Source organism: Lactiplantibacillus brownii (assembly GCF_031085375.1).
Classification (GTDB): domain Bacteria; phylum Bacillota; class Bacilli; order Lactobacillales; family Lactobacillaceae; genus Lactiplantibacillus; species Lactiplantibacillus brownii.
Genome location: NZ_JAVCWF010000001.1, coordinates 520,937 through 539,855 on the forward strand (window position 1 = coordinate 520,937; position 18,919 = coordinate 539,855).

At 45.6% G+C, this 18,919-nt stretch carries 15 protein-coding genes and 1 riboswitch; of the genes, 12 read left to right on the forward strand and 3 right to left on the reverse strand.

Translation table 11 applies throughout. The annotated features are described in order from the left end of the window. Positions 1-13: 13 nt before the first annotated feature. Positions 14-58: riboswitch (PreQ1 riboswitch) on the forward strand. A gap of 8 nt (positions 59-66) precedes the next feature. Next, on the forward strand, positions 67-576 hold the full coding sequence (locus RA086_RS02060; RefSeq protein ID WP_308702268.1) for a QueT transporter family protein: 510 nt from the start codon (positions 67-69) through the stop codon (positions 574-576). A gap of 61 nt (positions 577-637) precedes the next feature. Here the strand turns inward: RA086_RS02060 and cbpA are convergent, their stop codons facing one another. The 3 genes from cbpA to RA086_RS02075 all read right to left on the reverse strand — a co-directional run bounded on the left by cbpA (position 638) and on the right by RA086_RS02075 (position 3,944). Continuing rightward, positions 638-1,276, reverse strand: coding sequence for a cyclic di-AMP binding protein CbpA (gene cbpA / locus RA086_RS02065; RefSeq protein WP_308702269.1), 639 nt, complete (start codon positions 1,274-1,276; stop codon positions 638-640). A 153-nt stretch (positions 1,277-1,429) separates the two neighbouring features. Further along, positions 1,430-2,824, reverse strand: a complete 1,395-nt coding sequence (locus RA086_RS02070; protein WP_308702270.1) for a L,D-transpeptidase family protein — start codon at positions 2,822-2,824, stop codon at positions 1,430-1,432. A gap of 157 nt (positions 2,825-2,981) precedes the next feature. After that, complete coding sequence (locus tag RA086_RS02075) at positions 2,982-3,944, reverse strand: L-lactate dehydrogenase (RefSeq protein WP_308702271.1); 963 nt, start codon at positions 3,942-3,944, stop codon at positions 2,982-2,984. 884 nt (positions 3,945-4,828) lie between these two features. On the opposite strand from RA086_RS02075, the gene pth reads away from it, so the two are divergent. The 11 genes from pth to dusB all read left to right on the forward strand — a co-directional run bounded on the left by pth (position 4,829) and on the right by dusB (position 18,882). Then, entirely contained in the window at positions 4,829-5,386 is a 558-nt protein-coding gene (gene pth / locus RA086_RS02080) for an aminoacyl-tRNA hydrolase (RefSeq protein WP_308702272.1), read from the forward strand. 17 nt (positions 5,387-5,403) lie between these two features. Then, positions 5,404-8,931 (forward strand): transcription-repair coupling factor, encoded by a 3,528-nt coding sequence (gene mfd, locus RA086_RS02085; RefSeq protein ID WP_308702273.1) that lies wholly within the window; start codon positions 5,404-5,406, stop codon positions 8,929-8,931. Positions 8,932-8,950: 19 nt separating this feature from the next. Next, positions 8,951-10,555, forward strand: a complete 1,605-nt coding sequence (locus tag RA086_RS02090; protein ID WP_308702274.1) for a polysaccharide biosynthesis protein — start codon at positions 8,951-8,953, stop codon at positions 10,553-10,555. Between the two features lie 2 nt (positions 10,556-10,557). Beyond that, on the forward strand, positions 10,558-10,839 hold the full coding sequence (locus RA086_RS02095; RefSeq protein WP_308704396.1) for an RNA-binding S4 domain-containing protein: 282 nt from the start codon (positions 10,558-10,560) through the stop codon (positions 10,837-10,839). Positions 10,840-10,974: 135 nt separating this feature from the next. Next, positions 10,975-11,373: an FtsB family cell division protein gene (locus RA086_RS02100; RefSeq protein WP_308702275.1), complete on the forward strand. Its 399-nt coding sequence runs from the start codon at positions 10,975-10,977 to the stop codon at positions 11,371-11,373. 124 nt (positions 11,374-11,497) lie between these two features. Continuing rightward, positions 11,498-12,049: a S1 domain-containing RNA-binding protein gene (locus tag RA086_RS02105; RefSeq protein WP_308702276.1), complete on the forward strand. Its 552-nt coding sequence runs from the start codon at positions 11,498-11,500 to the stop codon at positions 12,047-12,049. A gap of 660 nt (positions 12,050-12,709) precedes the next feature. Then, positions 12,710-14,086: a tRNA lysidine(34) synthetase TilS gene (tilS, locus tag RA086_RS02110; RefSeq protein ID WP_308702277.1), complete on the forward strand. Its 1,377-nt coding sequence runs from the start codon at positions 12,710-12,712 to the stop codon at positions 14,084-14,086. After that, positions 14,083-14,625, forward strand: coding sequence for a hypoxanthine phosphoribosyltransferase (gene hpt / locus RA086_RS02115; protein ID WP_308702278.1), 543 nt, complete (start codon positions 14,083-14,085; stop codon positions 14,623-14,625). The genes tilS and hpt overlap by 4 nt, the downstream gene beginning before the upstream one ends. 96 nt (positions 14,626-14,721) lie before the next feature. Continuing rightward, positions 14,722-16,893 carry an ATP-dependent zinc metalloprotease FtsH gene (ftsH, locus tag RA086_RS02120; protein ID WP_308702279.1) on the forward strand — a complete coding sequence of 724 codons (2,172 nt, stop codon included), beginning with the start codon at positions 14,722-14,724 and terminating at the stop codon, positions 16,891-16,893. Between the two features lie 89 nt (positions 16,894-16,982). Beyond that, positions 16,983-17,870, forward strand: coding sequence for an Hsp33 family molecular chaperone HslO (gene hslO / locus RA086_RS02125; RefSeq protein WP_308702280.1), 888 nt, complete (start codon positions 16,983-16,985; stop codon positions 17,868-17,870). Then, a complete protein-coding gene (gene dusB / locus RA086_RS02130) occupies positions 17,863-18,882 on the forward strand; it encodes a tRNA dihydrouridine synthase DusB (RefSeq protein WP_308702281.1) in 1,020 nt (339 codons plus the stop codon). The genes hslO and dusB overlap by 8 nt, the downstream gene beginning before the upstream one ends. Positions 18,883-18,919 lie beyond the last annotated feature (37 nt).

Below are 18,919 nucleotides of genomic sequence, written 5' to 3' on the forward strand. Positions count from 1 at the left end.
CGCTTGTCATTTTTAAAACGTGGTTCGTAACCATCCCACGTTAAAAAACTAGGAGGCAGTTTATCAATGACGCAGTCAAAAATTCGGCCGTGGATTATTAATGCTTTAGTCGCGGCTATTTATATCGTTTTATCCGTCGGTCCCGCCGCGTTCAATTTAGCTTCGGGTGCCATCCAGTTTCGGGTTTCAGAAGGGTTGAACCATTTAGTGGTTTTTAATCGAAAATACATCTGGGGTATCGTGGCCGGTGTCGTCTTGTTCGATGCTTTTGGTCCGGGGGCGAGTTTACTCAACGTGGTCTTTGGTGGTGGTCAATCCTTGCTGGCACTGCTATTAGTGAGCTGGATTGGCCCTAAGTTAAAGGCCGTTTGGCAACGGATGGTCTTGAACATCATTTTATTCACGTTGTCGATGTGCATGATCGCCTGGATGCTCATGCTGGTTGGTGGGGCGACCGCTTTTTGGCCGACTTACTTAACGACGGCGTTATCAGAATTAATCATTATGTCGATTACGGCACCAATCATGTATGGGCTGAACCGAGTCTTACAGTTCAGCGAACGGATTGGAAAATAACGTTTTAGTCATCAAAGAGGCACCACAAACGAAAGCTTCGTTTGTGGTGCCTCTTTGATGACTATTCTGTTTGTAGATCTTCGACTTCAATGACTTTGAATTGTTTCCGATTCAAGTTGTCAGTAATTCGCTTGAGTTTTTCGGTATCCACGTCTTCTGGTAAGGTGAAGAGCGTCCGGTGACCAAGCGTGCCGTTTTGGACGTCTAGCGTCATACAACTGGCAATTGAAGTGTATTTCGTAATGATCTTTGCCATGGCTGCCAAATCACCACGTTCACCAATGGAAACGACCGTCAAAACATAGCTACCAACGTTGACGTTCCATGATTGTGAAAGCATGTCGAGCAAGCGAGTATGCGTCAGGATGCCATAGAAATAACCATGTTCGTCTAAAACAGCGATATAAGGTAAGTCTTTGATGGAGAAGAAGACGTTATAGAACGCGGAGTCGACTTGGATCGTCTTAGTCGCGTTTTTTAATAATGAGGTGACAGGCAAGGACATATCGCCACCTCGTGATTTATGTCGATAAATGTGCATTTTATAAATGTTACCACGGAAGATGTGCCCAGTTTCGTCTAAAATCGGCACACAACGGAAGCCAGAATCTTCAAGCACTTGTAAGGCTTCAGCTAACGTGGCATCGGCGTTCACCGTAGTTAAACGTTCTTTAGGTTTAACGAGAGTTTTTAATAACATAACGAATGATCCCCCAGATTTATTAGTTTGTTTTAATAAATAATACCATAAAACATGACCCGATAGGAGCGTTTTATGCGCGGGGTTATCGCCATTGATGCTAAAAAGTCAGTTATCGGCTTGCGATGACTGACTTTTTAAATTAAATTTAAATTAGAAAATAACGATCGGTGTTCCCACCGGAATAGCATGATACACTTTCGCCATTGTGGCGGGTGGCGTATTCACGCAACCGTGGGAGCCATGGCTTTTATACCAAGTGCCACCATATTGTTTTTGCCAAGGTGAATCATGAATGCCTTGACCAGTATCATCGAACGGCAACCAGTAAGCGACAGGCTGCGAATAGCCGGAGCCGTCATCGTTATCACCCTTTAAGGTACTGTTACGTTCTTTGTTCCAGATACTCCAGACGCCGGTAGTGGTTTCATGCTTGCCTGGAGTCCCAGTGACCACATCCGTGGAAACCTTGACTTGGCCATTAACATAGACCCACATGTGTTGGGCTTGTTTATCGACTTCAATATACGTGTCACCAATATCTTTTTGATCATTATGATAACCAGAGCCACTGATCAACGGCGAGCGGCTAAAGTCTTTGCCAGCCAAAATGTCTTTTGACAAGGCCGTGGTTTCCGCTGCTGTCTGGATGGTCCAACCGTAGAGCCCACCACTAATCTTAACCGTACCGCGTTGTGTGCTCTTAAACGTGCGTGTCGTATGATAAGTATGATATTTAGCGTCCAACTGATCGACGTAAGCTTTCACGGCCGCTTGTTTAAGACTCACCTTACCGGCACGATCAACGTTTAGCCAGCTAAGGATCGTGGCATGTGGAATCTCAAATTTATGACCATTGATATTGTAACTGGCCGTTTCGGTCGCGTATTTTTGCGTCTTCGTTTGGGCCGTCTTTAGTTGTTGGCTCGTACTGGTGACGGTCGGTGTGACGTAAGCTTTTTGTAGATCAATTGTGGTTTGCCCACTTGCCAATGCCTGTCCAACGAGTTGTTTAAGCTTGGGCTGACTAATTTGTGTGCCTTGGATTTCTTTTTTGATTTCAACTTGATTGTTTTGATAGACCAACTTAGCATTTTCAGTCGTTGTGCGTGACGTCTGATTTGCAGTGTGGGTAATGTTGGTGAGTAATTGCGCCATACTGGCTTGACTGACTTGTAGCTGACCGATGTTAGTCGTTTCCGCCGCATGTGCTGATTGCATCAAAGCAAGTGGCCAACGCCAATAGTTTTGACACTTAACTAACTTTGTCAGTTCTTTTTTAGACTTGATGGTGATACCGGCACTCTGACTATTAAAGGAATATAACTTTTTGCCATTTTCAGTAATATGGTAAGTGCGATGTTCAAGTGCCCGACTGACTTTTGGTGCGGCTTGGGCCGCAGTTTGACCACTGACGTTAATGCCAGCCACTTGAGTGTTGGTGAGAAAGGTTTGTTGATGCTGCCAAACTAAGCTGGTGGCAATGTATCCGATGGCGATTAAACCAACGACGCCCCCGGCAATGCTCAGCCCGCGTTTGTGCTTCATTTCAATTGCCCCCGTAAATGTGTGTCATCGTGTGTTCACCTTATAACACTTTGTGTGTAAGTGCAAATACCTTGCTGTAAACGTTGGCGGATTTCGAGTCAATACAAAAAGCACCTACCGGGGTTACCAGTAAGTGCGCATGAACCTTAACGATTAATTACTTGTTTTCAAGAGCAGCTAAGCCGTCCGTCAGAACCTTTTTCAAGGTAGCAGCGGAAGCTTGCATCTTCTTTAATTCATCTGCTGAGAGTGGGGATTCAATGATTTGTTTCAAACCAGTACCGCCAATGACAGCGGGTGTCCCGATGTAAATATCGTTCAAACCGTATTGGCCGTCCATGTAGGCACCAATTGGTAAGACCGCATTTTCATCACGTAAGATGGCTTTTGAAATCCGCATTAGTGCAGTCCCAATACCATAGAAAGTCGCACCCTTTAAGTTGATGATGTCGTAAGCCTTGTTACGAACACCATCTTCAAGTTTAGCTAAGTCTTCGTCAGAAACGCCTTGTTCCTTAGCAATGTCTTTAACGGGACGCGTCCCAATAGTGGCAGTTGAGTAAGCGGCAAATTCTGAGTCGCCATGTTCGCCCATGATGTAGGCATCCACGGAACGAGGATCAACTTTGAATTGCTTGCCTAAAGCAACGCGTAAACGAGATGAATCCAAGGAAGTCCCAGAACCAATTACGCGTTCTTTAGGGAAACCAGAGAATTTCCAAGTGGCATAAGTCAAAATGTCAACGGGGTTAGCGGCAACTAAAAAGATGCCGTTAAAACCGGAGTCAACGACTGGTTTAACGATTGAAGATAAGATATTTAAGTTCTTGTTAACTAAGTCTAAACGTGATTCGCCAGGCTTTTGTGGTGCGCCCGCGGTGATCACAACTAAATCGGCGTCTTTGCAATCGGCATAGTCGCCCGAGTAAATCTTCTTGGGAGCGGTGAAAGCTTGGGCATCTTCAAGATCTAAGGCGTCACCTTTGGTACGATCTTTAATGACATCGACAATTACAAATTCTTCAGCAATTCCTTGTTGTGCCATAGCGAAAGCGTAACTAGAACCAACGGCCCCGTCACCGACTAACACAACTTTTTGATGGTTTGGCATGCTTGACAAAATAAGTCATCCTCTCATAACGAAAATTTGTTTTTCAACGATTTGAGTATACCATGATTAACCCAACCAAGTCGCTAAAACGGCTGCGCTTTTAATGGAAGTGTAATCCTTGTGGGCGGGTCGGTTGCGACAATAACGGCTGTTGATAATGCGGCTGTTATGGTTGATTAAGTTCAGAAGGAAAACCTCCAAACTGAGCACTATTTTAGTTGGTCAAGCTGGCTTAATAAGTAGCCATTTAGATTGCTGCTTCGGTTGGCCCCCACACGGTTGGAAATTTCACCACTGAGCATCATCCAGACCAACCTGGGTTGAATCAGTAGTCCTTAATATCAATTGATTTTTTGTTGATATTGGGTTTATCAATGTTCCCTTGTTAAACCACTATTTGACGTCGGAGTTGACCAGTACGTTCGCCGTGTCGAGACACTTAGCTGGGTGTTTTACCCAGGTTAGTGTCTGGCCGACTTTTAAGACGTGGGTTCCGGCTTGAAAGCGCCCTGCAGACCGGTCTTTGGCTGCAGGCCTGCCTCACAGCGAACGTACTGGTCAACGGAGACGGACAATCAATGTACTATTTTAATAATAGTTTATCGGTTGTTAAGGGTTAAGTTGCTCCCTAAGGCATGAACTGATCATTGTTGCCAACACCGTTGGAGGCTATTGATGACTAGGGTGGCCTAAACGTTTCAAATGGGTATTCCGCGCCGGTTTGTGGTATACTGATTGCACTAAAAATGTGGCTACGGCCGGTTATTAATCAGTGGCTAACCAGATTAAAACTAAAAACGTTAATTAACCGTGCAAGTAATACTGCCGAATCAGTTTGAATCTGGTTCGGCCTGTTTTGCATGTCAACGGGACTATGGGAGTTAATTCTTAAAATGAAAATGATTGTTGGTTTAGGAAATATTGGTCAAAAGTATGCCCAAACGCGGCATAATGTCGGGTTTATGGTCGTCGATGAAGTCGCGGCAAAACTAAATGCGGCGTTTAAAACGAGTAAGTTTGAAGCGGAAGTTGCGACGGCTTTTGTAGCCGGTGAAAAGGTGCTATTGGTCAAGCCATCGACTTACATGAATGATTCCGGTCGAGCAGTGGGTCCTTTGATGACTTATTACCATGTTGAGCCAGCAGATTTGTTGGTCGTACATGATGACTTGGACTTACCACTAGGAGTGGTCCGCTTAAAGCAAAAGGGTTCTGCTGGCGGACATAACGGAATCAAAAGTATTATTGCCCATGTGGGTGACCAGCATTTCAAACGGGTCAAAGTCGGTATTGAACATCCGCAAAAGATGAGTGTCGTCGATTATGTGCTCGGTAAGTTCACACCTGCCCAGTTACCAGCATTCAATGATGCTAAAATCACAGCGGTCGCGGCAGTTGAAGTGTGGCTGACGACGACTGATTTTGCTGCTTTGATGAATCAGTATAATTAATAGGAGGAAAAGTCGCTATGGATATTGAAGCGATTGTTGAACAAACCCCGGATTTTCAAACGATTTTAGCGGGAATTAGTCCGGCCAGTCGTCAATTGATCACTGGGTTAAACGGCTCAGCGCGGACGGTGTATGTCAGTGCGTTATTCCATCAACTCACGCATTCTTTGTTGATCGTGACGGATAACCTCTTCCATGCCAGCCAGATGGTCGATGATTTGAATGGGTTATTGGCCGATAATCAAGTCTTTTTGTTTCCGGCCGAAGAAATGGTGGCCTCAGAGATTGCAACGAGTTCACCAGAATATCGCGCACAACGGGTGCAGGCGCTAAATGCCTTACAGAGTGATCAACCCGCAATTGTCGTGACCTCTGTTTCAGGGGCCCGCCGATTTTTGCCACCGGTTGACCAGTTTGTGGCGGCGCGGTTGCCATTAACCGTGGGTGACGAGATTGATTTGGCTGAGTTACAAGTGCGGCTCCACGACATGGGGTACGTCAAAGAAAAGTTGGTTGCACGTCCCGGTGATTTTGCCGTGCGTGGGTCGATTGTTGATATCTATCCGTTAGATGCGTATTTTCCGTTGCGGTTAGACTTTTTTGACACGGAGATCGATACATTAAAATATTTTGATCCTGAGACACAACGTTCTGTGGATAATCTCGAAACATTTACCGTGCTACCGGCCACGGATTTTATCTTGACGAAAACGATGCTGGCAGCTGGGGCGGACCGTTTGACGAAAGCCATGGCCGCCGAGAATAAAAAGTTATCTCCAGCTGATCGGCAAACTTTGACTGATAATTTAGCCCAACCGTTAGCCGATATGCAAAAAGGCTTGATCGGTAATGACTTACTATTATATGGTGAATATTTTTATCATAGTAAAACGAGCCTTTTTGATTATGTGCCAGATGATGGCATCGTGGTCTTTGACGAATATTCACGGATCTTAGACAGCGAACAACAATTATTACAAAGTGAAGCGGATTGGGTCACTGACCAGTTGGCGCATCACAAGGTCCTTTCAACGGCAAACTATGGCAATGATATGCGTGACTTGCTGAAAGCCGATAACCATGCGCAAATCTTGATCTCGCTGTTTCAAAAAGGGATTGGCAATGTGCGTTTGGCCCAGATCACCAACGTACGGACGCGCCCGATGCAAGAATTTTTCGGGCAATTACCAGCTTTGAAAACGGAGCTGGATCGTTGGCATAAGTTAAAACAGACGGTTGTTTTGATGGTTTCTGAAGCGGAACGCCTGACCAGGGTTAGCAATACCCTTGATGATTTTGAAATTGACGCGATCATGACGAAAGCTGAGAACTTGCAGCCAGAAGTTGTGCAGGTTGTGCAAGGCAGTTTACAGAATGGCTTTGAGTTCCCTGATGGGCATTTGGTCGTCATCACCGAACAAGAAATGTTCAAAAAGGTGCCCAAAAAACGGCCGCGTCGTCAGACTTTAGCGAATGCGGAGCGTTTGAAGAGCTATACCGACCTCAAGCCGGGCGATTACGTTGTTCATGTGAATCATGGGATTGGGAAGTACGTTGGCATGCAAACGATGGAAGTAGACGGGGTGCACCAAGACTACATCACGATTGCTTATCAGAATAATGCCAAGATTTTTATTCCTGTGACTCAGTTAAATTTAGTTCAAAAGTATGTCTCGTCCGAGTCCAAAACGCCCCGAATTAATAAGTTGGGTGGGACCGAATGGACCAAAGCTAAACGTAAAGTTGCGGCTAAGATTGAAGATATAGCGGATGAATTGGTTGAACTCTACGCTCAACGTGAAGCTGAAAAGGGGTTCCCATTCCCGCCAGACGACAGTTATCAGGACGATTTTGATAACGACTTTCCTTATCCGGAAACGCCAGACCAATTGCGCAGTATTGATGAAATCAAGCACGATATGGAACGCCCCAAGCCTATGGATCGCCTCTTAGTGGGTGACGTGGGTTACGGAAAGACGGAAGTGGCGTTGCGGGCAGCCTTTAAGGCGATCGAAGCCGGTAAGCAAGTAGCCTTTTTGGTTCCCACGACGATTTTAGCGCAACAACATTATGAGACAATGTTGAACCGCTTTGAAGGTTATCCGGTCAATGTTGGCATGCTGTCGCGGTTCCGCACGGGTAAAGAAATGAAAGAAACCGTCAAACAGCTTAAAGATGGTGAATTAGATATCGTTGTCGGGACTCATCGGTTGTTATCCAAGGATGTTAAATTTGCTGACCTTGGGCTACTGATTATTGATGAGGAACAACGGTTTGGCGTCAAACATAAGGAACGGCTAAAGTCGATGAAGGCCAGCGTGGATGTGTTGACGTTGACGGCCACGCCGATTCCCCGAACCTTGCACATGTCGATGTTAGGCGTGCGGGACTTATCCGTTATTGAAACGCCGCCCACCAACCGGTATCCAATCCAGACCTATGTGATGGAACAGAATTTCGGCATGGTCAAAGAGGGTATCGAACGCGAAATGCAACGTAACGGCCAAGTCTTTTACTTGCATAACCGGGTTCATGATATTGAAAAAGTGGTCGCGCAGATCAAGGATCTGGTCCCAGATGCTGCCGTGGCTCATATCGACGGTCAGATGCCAGAATCACAATTAGAAGGAATTTTATATGACTTTATTCGTGGTGAGTATGACGTGCTGGTCACGACGACGATCATTGAAACTGGGGTCGATATTCCGAATGTGAATACGTTATTTGTGGAAAACGCTGACCACATGGGCTTGTCGCAGTTGTATCAATTGCGCGGTCGTATTGGGCGGAGTAGTCGGGTCGCTTATGCGTACTTCACGTATCAGCAGAATAAAGTCCTGACTGAAGTTGGTGAAAAACGCCTGCAAGCCATTAAGGACTTTACCGAACTTGGTTCTGGCTTCAAGATTGCGATGCGGGATCTGTCGATTCGTGGTGCTGGGAATTTACTTGGCAAGCAGCAACATGGGTTTATTGATTCAGTTGGGTACGATCTCTATACCCAGATGTTGTCCGAAGCTGTGGCTAAGAAACGTGGCAAGCAAACGAAAGTTAAAACGGATGCCACGATTGAGTTGGGCATTGAAGCTTACTTACCAACCACGTATATTGAAGATGAACGTCAAAAGATCGAAATCTATAAGCGGATTCGGCAATTAGAAAATAATGATCAATACTTGGAAGTTCAGGCTGATTTGATTGATCGCTTTGGCGATTATCCAGCGGAAGTCGCGGGATTATTGGCCGTCGGTAAGCTGAAATTATTAGCGGATGACGCGTTGATCGAGAAGATTCAGCGACTTGATAGCGATCTTCATTTAACGTTATCGAAGCAAGGCACGGCTAAATTAGACACTAAAGATATCTTTAAGGCTTTAGCAAAAACGAACTTACGAGCGACAGTTGGCATTGATGATGATAAAATGAAGGTTAAATTAGTGATTCAGCCGAAAATGTCCGAGTCAGACTGGTTAGAACAGCTGACGTTATTCGTACAACAGTTGGGGGTCGTTTTGATGCCCGCTGTGGCGACACCGAGTAAGTAATCGGTAGAAGGGAATTGTGATGCCAAAAGATCACCTGAACACCATGTTCCGGGGGGCTTTGATACTTTCAATTTCGTCGTTAGTGGCGAAAATTCTTAGTGCGGTCTATCGGATTCCATTTCAAAATATGGTGGGTAACACCGGTTTCTATGTTTATCAGCAGATTTATCCCATTTATGGGATTGGCATGACCTTTGCACTGAATGGCTTTCCAACCTTTATTTCAAAATTAGTCGCGGAGCAGCCCGATGAAACGAGTAAGTCCTTAGTGACGCGACGTGCGTTCCATATTTTGAGTGGCTTGTCGTTAGTCATCTTTTTGGCCCTGCAACTAGGTGCCAATTGGCTAGCGGTTCGGATGGGTGATCTCAAATTAGCCCCCATCATTAGCGCGGTAGCATGGATGTTTGTGTTCATGCCATGGTTGGCGACGGGACGTGGTTACTATCAAGGAAAATTCTTAATGGGACCGACCGCCGTTTCGCAATTGATCGAGCAAATGGTGCGTGTTGGGGTAATCATTATGGCCGCTTACTTTAGCATCCATCGTGGTTGGGACGACTATCATATGGGTGCTTGGGCCATGAGTTCTGCCCCGATTGCCGCCGTTTGTTCCTCGTTGATTTTCGTCAGCTTCGGTTTGCGACATTTATTAGCGCCAGCCCCAGCCGCGACGCACCCGTTGCCGAGTTATCGAAAACTCGTGCATCGTTTTATCGTGGAAGGCGGAACACTTTGTTTGGTGGCCGCAGTCGTTATTTTGTTACAGTTGATTGACTCATTTTCTGTGATGCGTGGGTTAGTTCGACAAGGCTTGCCGATTGAAGCCGCTAAGTCAGTCAAAGGGGTCTATGACCGCGGCCAACCGCTTGTTCAATTGGGTTTGGTCGTGGCAACGTCATTTTCGGCGACCTTGTTGCCAGCGTTGACCAATGCGCTAGCGAAACGGCAATTTATTGAGTTCAAACGGCATACGCGGGCGATGGTCCATGTTAGTTTAGCGTTGTCGATGGCGGCAACGGTGGGCCTAGTCGCTTTAATGCCTCAGATCAACCGGCTCTTGTTTGGGTCGATGGAAGGCACGACCGCACTACGCGTGTATGTTTTTAGTATTTTATTTGCGGCACTGATCACCACCTATACGAGTGTCATGCAAAGCTTAGACCAGTATACGGCGATGATCGTTGGAATTATCGCGGGTCTAGCGACCAAGGTCGGCTTGAATTATTTGATGGTCGTACATTTTGGTATCAACGGGGCCAGCTTGGCGACGGTTGCCAGTCTTGGCGTGATGTTTGCGGTCATGTGGATTGGGTCGCCAGAAGATTTACAACAAGTTTTATTAGAAAGTGGCTATTTAGTCAAATTACTGTTTGTCAGCGGGTTGATGGGCGTTGTCGTATTGTTAACGAGTCATGAAGTACAAGCGTTAGTGGGACCAGTATTAGCGAATGATCGTGGGATGACCGGATTTATTACGCTGATTGGGGTCGTTGTGGGCGTAATTGTCTTCGTCGTTGGCGCTATTGCCTTACGACTGTTCACCATTCGTGAATGGTTAGTCTTACCCTACGGCAAACGGGTGATGAAATCAGTCATTAAAGGAAAGGAACATCATTCATGAGTATGCGTTTAGATAAGTTCTTAAAAGTTTCACGGATTATTAAACGGCGCACCGTCGCCAAAGAAATCGCCGATAAAGGGCGGATTCAAATTAACGGTAAAGTTGCCAAGTCCTCAACTAATGTGAGTGTGGGCGATGAATTGATCATTGGTTTTGGGAACAAAACTTTAACGATCAAAGTGAACCAATTATTGGAAACGACCAAGAAAAATGATGCTGAATTGATGTATGATATCGTGAGCGAAGATTATAAGACCGATTATCGGCAACCATTTAGCGATTAATTCGCTCACTTTAAAAAATCAATTAGTCCATTCAAATGGCCGTAAACATTGGTCTAATCATTATGATGTCGTTTACACCATCGATTGAAGTTGTTATAATTTAGTCAACACAATTTGAAAGGACTGGCAGAGGAAATGACAAACGGGTCACGCAATAACGTCAAACAGTTAGATAATGATTATTCGCGGCAAGTCGCGTCCAACCAACAAGGTTATTCAGACCGAGTGAGCAAAGTGCGGCGGCGACGCTTTATCTTGATCGTGGCGATTTTTGGGGCGTTATTATTGTTCTTTGGGTATCAGTTGATCAATACGCGGGCCAACCTAAGTCAGGTCAATCATCAAGTTGCGACTAGTCAAGTTAATTTGAAACAGGAACAACGGAAAAATGCCAAGCTCGATAGCCAGATCAAACAACTCAATAATCAGGATTATCTCCAGAAATTATTGCGGTCGAAGTATGATTATACGAAGAGTGGCGAAACGGTCTACAGCTTACCAACTGACAATGCATCAGATGTAACTGCCAATTAATCAATCTTTGATGCGGTTATTTGTAGGTAGACCATTTTCGAAAGGGCCCGTGAAAATTTAACTCAACATTTCACAAAGTATGCTATACTAAAACCATTATTTCATAGGAGGAACAACTTTTTTTATGGCAATTGAAGTAGGTACGAAAGTCACTGGTAAAGTATCCGGGATCACTAATTTTGGCGCATTCGTGAGCCTGGGTAACAATCAAACGGGGCTGGTGCACATCAGTGAAGTTTCCGATGGATTCGTTAAAGATATCCATGATGTTTTGAGTGTTGGCGATGAAGTGACCGTCAAAGTGTTATCAGTTGGTAATGATGGAAAGATTGGCTTGTCGATTCGTAAGGCTGTCGATCATCCTCAAGGTGAACATGAGCATCATGAACACCATAACAACAACCATCAAGGTGGCAATAACAGTCACCAAGGTAATAATCATGGTCGCTCTGATCGCAACGAACACCAAAGCAATGGTGGCAATCATCGATCAAACAATTTCCATAGTCGCGGCGGTAACGGCGGTGGTCGTTTCCAATCACGGCAACATGAAAACAAGAAGGAAGACTTTGACTCATTGATGTCTGGCTTCTTGAAGGATAGTGAAGATCGCTTAGCAACCTTGAAACGAAACACTGAAGGTAAGCGTGGCGGCCGTGGTGGTCGTCGGAGCTAATGAAAAGAGTGTGAACCAAGCCGGGTTGCTACTGAGCATCACCTAGCCAGGGACAAAATGCGGGTTAGGCATTATGTCCCTGGCGTAGTGAGCGGAGGTAGCAGGCTTGGTAAACACGTTTCAGAACACCAGCCAGCGGTTTCAAGCTGAAGCGTAGTGCTACTCGCCATTTAATTTAGTTAAATTCAAGTACCCATGCGAGACTAATCGTTGTCGCGTGGGTACTTTTTTTGTTTAGCGTGCAAGTTAAAATCAGATTTGCGTGTCTTTCCGCCTTACCGGTTGCCACTTTTTAGGGCTGGAACGTGGTGGGCACGTTTCCGAGCCAAACGGCGGTCTCGTAAGCCGGCCTTTGACTAAGTCGTCGGCAGTTACCGCCAACTAAGTCAAAGGTCACCACTGAGCCCTAAAAACCGTCAACTTCACGGCTAAATGGCGCTCTTAATTTAAAGTGGCCTGTATTGAAGACGAGTCTAAAGTAAGATTAAGTCATTCTCGACTAAGCGACTTTTTAGTTGGAAGATGAGGTAAGATGTTGGTATTCGTATCGCTGTAAAAAGATTATGTTCACTCATGACAAGTCAGCTTGAAGAAATTTTAGTATTAAACTCTGGTCGACTGGGGAAGTGATCAGTGGCTGATAAGAAAGGAAGACAACCCATGACTTTGATCCAACAATTTAATCGTGAATTAGCGAGTCAAAAATTATTATCGCCAGCTAAAACGATTGTGGTGGCAGTTTCTACAGGCGTGGATTCAATGGTGTTGCTGGATTTATTGTTGCAAGTGTCCGTGCAACAGCGACCGCATTTGGTTGTGGCTCATGTGAATCACCATTTGCGCGCGCAGAGTGCCAAGGAAGCTAAGTTCCTAGTGCGTTATTGCCAAGAACATGCGGTGACGTTGAAGTTGGCGGATTGGTTGGTGACTGATCATCCGCAAACGGGGATTGAAGCAGCCGGTCGCCAGTTTCGTTATGACTTTTTTGCGAAAGTGATGGCTACGACTGATGCGACTGCGGTATTAACGGCGCATCATGCGAATGATCAGGCGGAAACTTACTTGATGAAATTAGCACGGGGTGGGGATCTGGCGCAATTGCGAGGCATTCAAACGAGCCGTGAGTTTCATAACGGTCGTTTGGTGCGACCACTATTAACTTTTTCAAAGGCTCAATTACGGCGGTATGCGACTGAACGGCAACTGACTTTTTACGAAGATGTGACGAATCAGGATATCACTTTAACGCGTAATCGGTTACGTCAACGCGTGGTGCCAGAATTGATGCAAGTTAATCCGGAATTTTTAGCACATGTGACCGACTATGAACAACAACTAACTACCTTATTAGCTGCGAAAGCTCAAATGGTGGCGAGTTTATTGGCGACGGTGGTAGTTCGGCAACAGCTGGACCAACAGCAGTGGGTAAAATTGCCCAGCAAGTGGCGGTTGGCAGTCCTACAAGCTTGGTTACAAGAGCGAACCCAACTGTTGATGAGTGCGACCAAGTTAGGCCCAACTTCTCATTGGGTCGGCCACTCACCGGCGACTGCCACTCACTTACAATTGAATGGGACGTTTGAACTAGTGAAAGTCGCTGGTATGCTTGATGTTGTTCCTGTTAAAAAAAGGGTCAAAAAGTTAAGGCCCAGTGAAAAAATTATGGTAGACTTAAACCAATGGCAGAAAATTTTGCCGACCCAAATCGTGGGCATTTTCAATACCGCACCAACGGTCGAGAATCAGCCGTTTTCTTTGTTGCCAAGTGACCAACCTTTATATTGGCGGCGCTGGCAACCAGGGGATCAGTTGCAATTAAAAAATGGCGGTCATCAAACGGTGCGTCGGATTTTAATTGATCAAAAGGTCCCCCAAGCGGTACGATCAGACGTGCAGGTGTTAGTCAATGCGCATGGCACAGTGTTGTGGTTAGTCGGTCACAAGTTTAGTTACCGCAAACCGAACACCGTGGGGTCACAAACAGTCTTTTTAGCCTTAAAACATACGGAGTTGAAAGGAGTACATCTGAAACGATGAACAACGACATTGAACGAGTACTTTATAGTCGCGAGGATATCCATCAGGTCACGCAGAAATTGGGTCAGAAATTAACAGCAGAATATGCTGATAAAAATCCATTAATTATTTGTGTACTCAAGGGTGCCGTCTTATTTACCACGGATATTATTCGAGAAATGGATGTTTATGCCGACTTAGATTTTATCAACTTATCCAGTTATGGCAACGAAACCATTTCAAGTGGTGAAGTCCAATTAACGAAGGATTTAGATGATGATGTTGCCGGTCGCGATGTTTTGGTGATCGAGGATATCATTGATACTGGTCGGACATTGAAGTTTATGGTGGATTTGTTGAAACGGCGCCAAGTGAAGTCTGTAAAGGTCTGCACCTTGCTGGATAAACCCGCTGGTCGATTGGTGGACATTAAGGCTGATTATATTGGTTTTGAAGTTCCCAATGAATTTGTGGTCGGGTACGGCTTGGATTATGCGGAACGCTATCGGAACCTCCCTTACGTCGGAATCTTGAAGCCAGCAATTTACGAGCATAAATAATTGGTCAATGATAGTCAAATGTGCTATTATTTAGACTATCGAAGAATAGTACCGTGCTTTTAATAGGTTATAAAAGTTTCGATGAAGGAGGCACATATGAACAACAATCGACGCAATGGACTCTTTCGTAATAGCTTATTTTATATTTTGATCTTTCTAAGCTTAATGGGGATTATTTACTTCTTCTTTGGAAATAATTCCAGCTCTCAAACCCAAAATATCCGCTATAGCGAATTTGTCACACAATTAGACAAGGATAACGTCAAAAACGTTAGTATCCAGCCTAGTGGTGGCGTCTACAAGGTAACTGGTCAGTACCGGAAAGCACAAAAAGTTTCTTCAACTAATGCGTTAGGAATTAACAGTTCGTCTAGCAAGACGACGTCATTCTCAACCACCATGTTGGAAAACAACTCGACGGTCGATCAAGTTTCCAAGTTAGCTGCCAAGAAAAACGTTAAATTAACGGCGAAAGCTGAAGAATCTAGCGGGATTTGGGTCACGTTATTGATGTATATCGCGCCATTGATCTTGTTTGTGTTCCTATTCTATATGATGATGGGACAAGCTGGTCAAGGCGGCGGAAACAACCGGGTGATGAACTTTGGTAAGACGAAGGCTAAACCAGCCGATAGTAAGCAAAACAAAGTTCGTTTCTCAGATGTTGCCGGTGAAGAAGAAGAAAAACAAGAATTGGTCGAAGTTGTCGAATTCTTGAAAGATCCGCGTAAGTTTGTTTCCTTAGGCGCACGGATCCCATCGGGTGTCTTGCTCGAAGGGCCTCCGGGTACTGGTAAAACGTTACTTGCCAAGGCGGTCGCTGGTGAAGCGGGCGTACCATTCTTCTCAATCTCAGGTTCAGACTTCGTTGAAATGTTCGTCGGGGTCGGGGCTAGTCGGGTTCGTGACTTGTTTGAACAAGCCAAGAAGAATGCCCCATCAATCATCTTTATTGATGAAATTGATGCGGTTGGTCGGCAACGTGGTAGCGGCATGGGCGGCGGTCATGATGAACGTGAACAAACCTTAAACCAATTATTGGTTGAAATGGATGGGTTCACTGGTAACGAAGGTGTTATCGTCATGGCAGCGACTAACCGTTCCGATGTTTTGGATCCTGCCTTGTTACGTCCAGGTCGTTTTGACCGTAAGATCTTAGTTGGTCGTCCAGACGTTAAGGGTCGGGAAGCCATTTTGAAAGTCCACGCTAAGAACAAACCTTTAGCGGCGGATGTTGATTTGAAAGAAATTGCTAAGCAAACACCTGGGTTCGTTGGGGCCGACTTGGAAAACTTATTGAATGAAGCCGCATTATTGGCCGCTCGACGCAATAAGAAACAAGTGGAAGCTTCGGACTTGGATGAAGCGGAAGACCGGGTTATCGCTGGGCCAGCCAAGCATGATCGCGTGGTCAGCAAGCAAGAACGGGAAACTGTGGCTTACCATGAAGCTGGACATACGATCGTGGGGTTAGTCTTAAACGATGCGCGTGTTGTGCATAAGGTTACGATTGTGCCACGGGGTCGTGCTGGCGGTTACGCCATCATGTTGCCACGTGAAGATCAGATGTTGATGTCCAAACGTGATGCTAAGGAACAAATGGCTGGTTTAATGGGTGGCCGGGCAGCCGAAGAAATTATCTTCGATGCCCAATCATCTGGTGCTTCTAATGACTTTGAACAAGCAACGCAAATTGCTCGGGCAATGGTCACACAATATGGGATGAGTGATAAACTCGGCCCAGTTGAATTAGAAAACGCCAACCAACAAGCTGCTTATCAACAAGGTATGGGCTCTAGCGCCTTTTCACAACATACGGCTCAGTTAATTGATGATGAAGTTCGGCGTTTAGCTGAGGAAGCTCACCAAACTGCTACCGATATCATTCAATCGCATCGTGATCAACATAAGTTGATTGCGGAAGCCTTGCTGAAGTATGAAACGTTGGACGAAAAGCAAATTCTCAGCTTGTTTAACACTGGGAAGATGCCTGAGAAGACTGGTAGCGAATTTCCTAGTGAAAAAGCGGCCTCCTTCGAAGAATCCAAACGTGAATTGGAACGCCGTGAAGCTGAAAAGCAAGCCGACGCTCAAGCAAAAACTTCGGATGCAACGAGTGAAACCACTTTCCCAAGTGAGTCAGCGGCTGGTTCTGAAACGACTTCAAGTACAACAAGTGAAGCTGATTCAGCAACGCCTACGACAAGTGCGGTTAGTGAAGCAGATAGTGCTGCCTCATCAGCTGATGATTCTGACAGCCAAGTTTAATACGCAATCTAAAAGAGCTGAGACTTTGTCTCGGCTCTTTTTATGCGTTATGATTAATCGAAAGTTAAAACAGAGATAGGAGTTTATTGATGGCAGATTATTTAGTTAAAAGTGTGGCGGGAAACGAAATGTTTCGGGCCTACGCTGTAAATGCGACAGATACGGTGGCGGAAGCACAACGACGGCATGACACTTGGAGCGCTGCTTCGGCGGCATTGGGTCGAAGCTTAGTCGGTACTTTGTTATTGGCTACCTCGGTCTTAAAGGGCGATGAACGTTTAACGGTAAAAATTAATGGTGATGGCCCAGTCGGTGGGATTGTGGTTGATGGTAATGCCAAAGGTACTGTCAAAGGTTACTTGCAACAACCACATGTTCATTTACCATTGAATGACAAGCATAAAATTGATGTGAAGGCCGCGGTGGGCTCGAACGGATTTTTAGCGGTGACTAAGGATCAGGGCGTTGGGAATCCATTTACCGGACAAGTCCCATTGGTTTCTGGTGAACTCGGTGAAGACTTTACCTACTATTTAGCTCAGTCGGAACAGATTCCGTCAGCAGTCGGGTTGTCCGTGTTTGTGAACGAGGACAATACCATTGGCGTGGCGGGTGGTTTCTTAGTACAAGTGTTGCCCAATGCAACTGATGACGCAATCAGTTCATTAGAAGGCAAGCTGAAAGAGTTACCATTAGTGTCGAAGTTACTCCGGGATGGCAAAACCCCTGAGGACATTTTGACGTTGCTGTTCGATGGCGATGTCAAAATTTTAGATAAAATGCCAGTGAAGTTCGAGTGTGACTGTTCTAAGGAACGGTTTGCAGAATCTTTGATGGCATTGCCTAAGCATGAAGTTCAAGCAATGATCGATGAAGACCAAGGCGCCGAGGCAGTTTGTCATTTCTGTGGTAACAAATATCAGTTTTCGGTTGCCGAATTGCAAGCCGTTTTAAGTCGTTCACACGGCGATGCTTAGTCAATTAGCAACGCCTTGGCAAATTGGTGATGTGACGATTCCTAATCGTGTCGTTGTTGCGCCGATGGCTGGGGTAACTAACGCCGCTTTTCGAGTAATCTGCAAGGAATTTGGGGCCGGCTTAGTTGTTTGTGAGATGATTTCTGATAAGGGCATCATGTATCAAAATCAGAAGACTCTAGATATGCTGTTTGTCGACCTTAAAGAACACCCGATGAGTATTCAAATCTATGGTGGTTCCAAGGATACGTTAGTTGCGGCGGCCAAATTTGTTGATCAGCAAACGGCAGCTGACATCATTGATATTAATATGGGCTGTCCGGTGAATAAGGTAACTAAAACAGACGCTGGTGCGAAATGGTTGCTAGATCCAGATAAAGTCTATGAGATGGTAGCAGCAGTCACGGCCGCAGTGCACAAACCGGTGACCGTCAAAATGCGTACCGGTTGGGATCAGGATCATTTGTACGCAGTTGAAAATGCGCTCGCGGCTGAACGGGCCGGTGCCGCAGCAATTGCGATGCACGGCCGTACCAGGCAGCAACACTACCAAGGAACTGCTGACTGGGCCGTTTTAAAGCGGGTGGCCGCGGCGTTAACGATTCCGTTTATGGGTAATGGCGATGTCCGAACCCCACAAGACGCCGAGCGGATGCTGACAGAAGTCGGGGCTGATGCGGTCATGATGGGCCGTGCGGTCGAAGGAAATCCCTGGATTTTAACACAGACGACACATTACCTGGCGACCGGCGACTTGTTACCATTGCCTTCACCATTAATGAAACTAGCTATCGCGAAGGATCATTTAGAACGTTTAGTGGCATTGAAAGGCGAGCAGCAGGGCTGTCAGGCGTTTCGGGAGCAGGTGCCTTACTATTTAAAAGGTATTCCACGATCAGCGCGAACCAAAGTCGCTTTGATGGAAATGACGACGGTAGCAGAAATGACACGTCAAATTGAGGCATTTACGTTACAATTACAAACTTATTTGGCTCACCGCCCGGTAAAGTGAAGAATTCACTTGCTTTTTTACGTCCTGATTGTCAAAA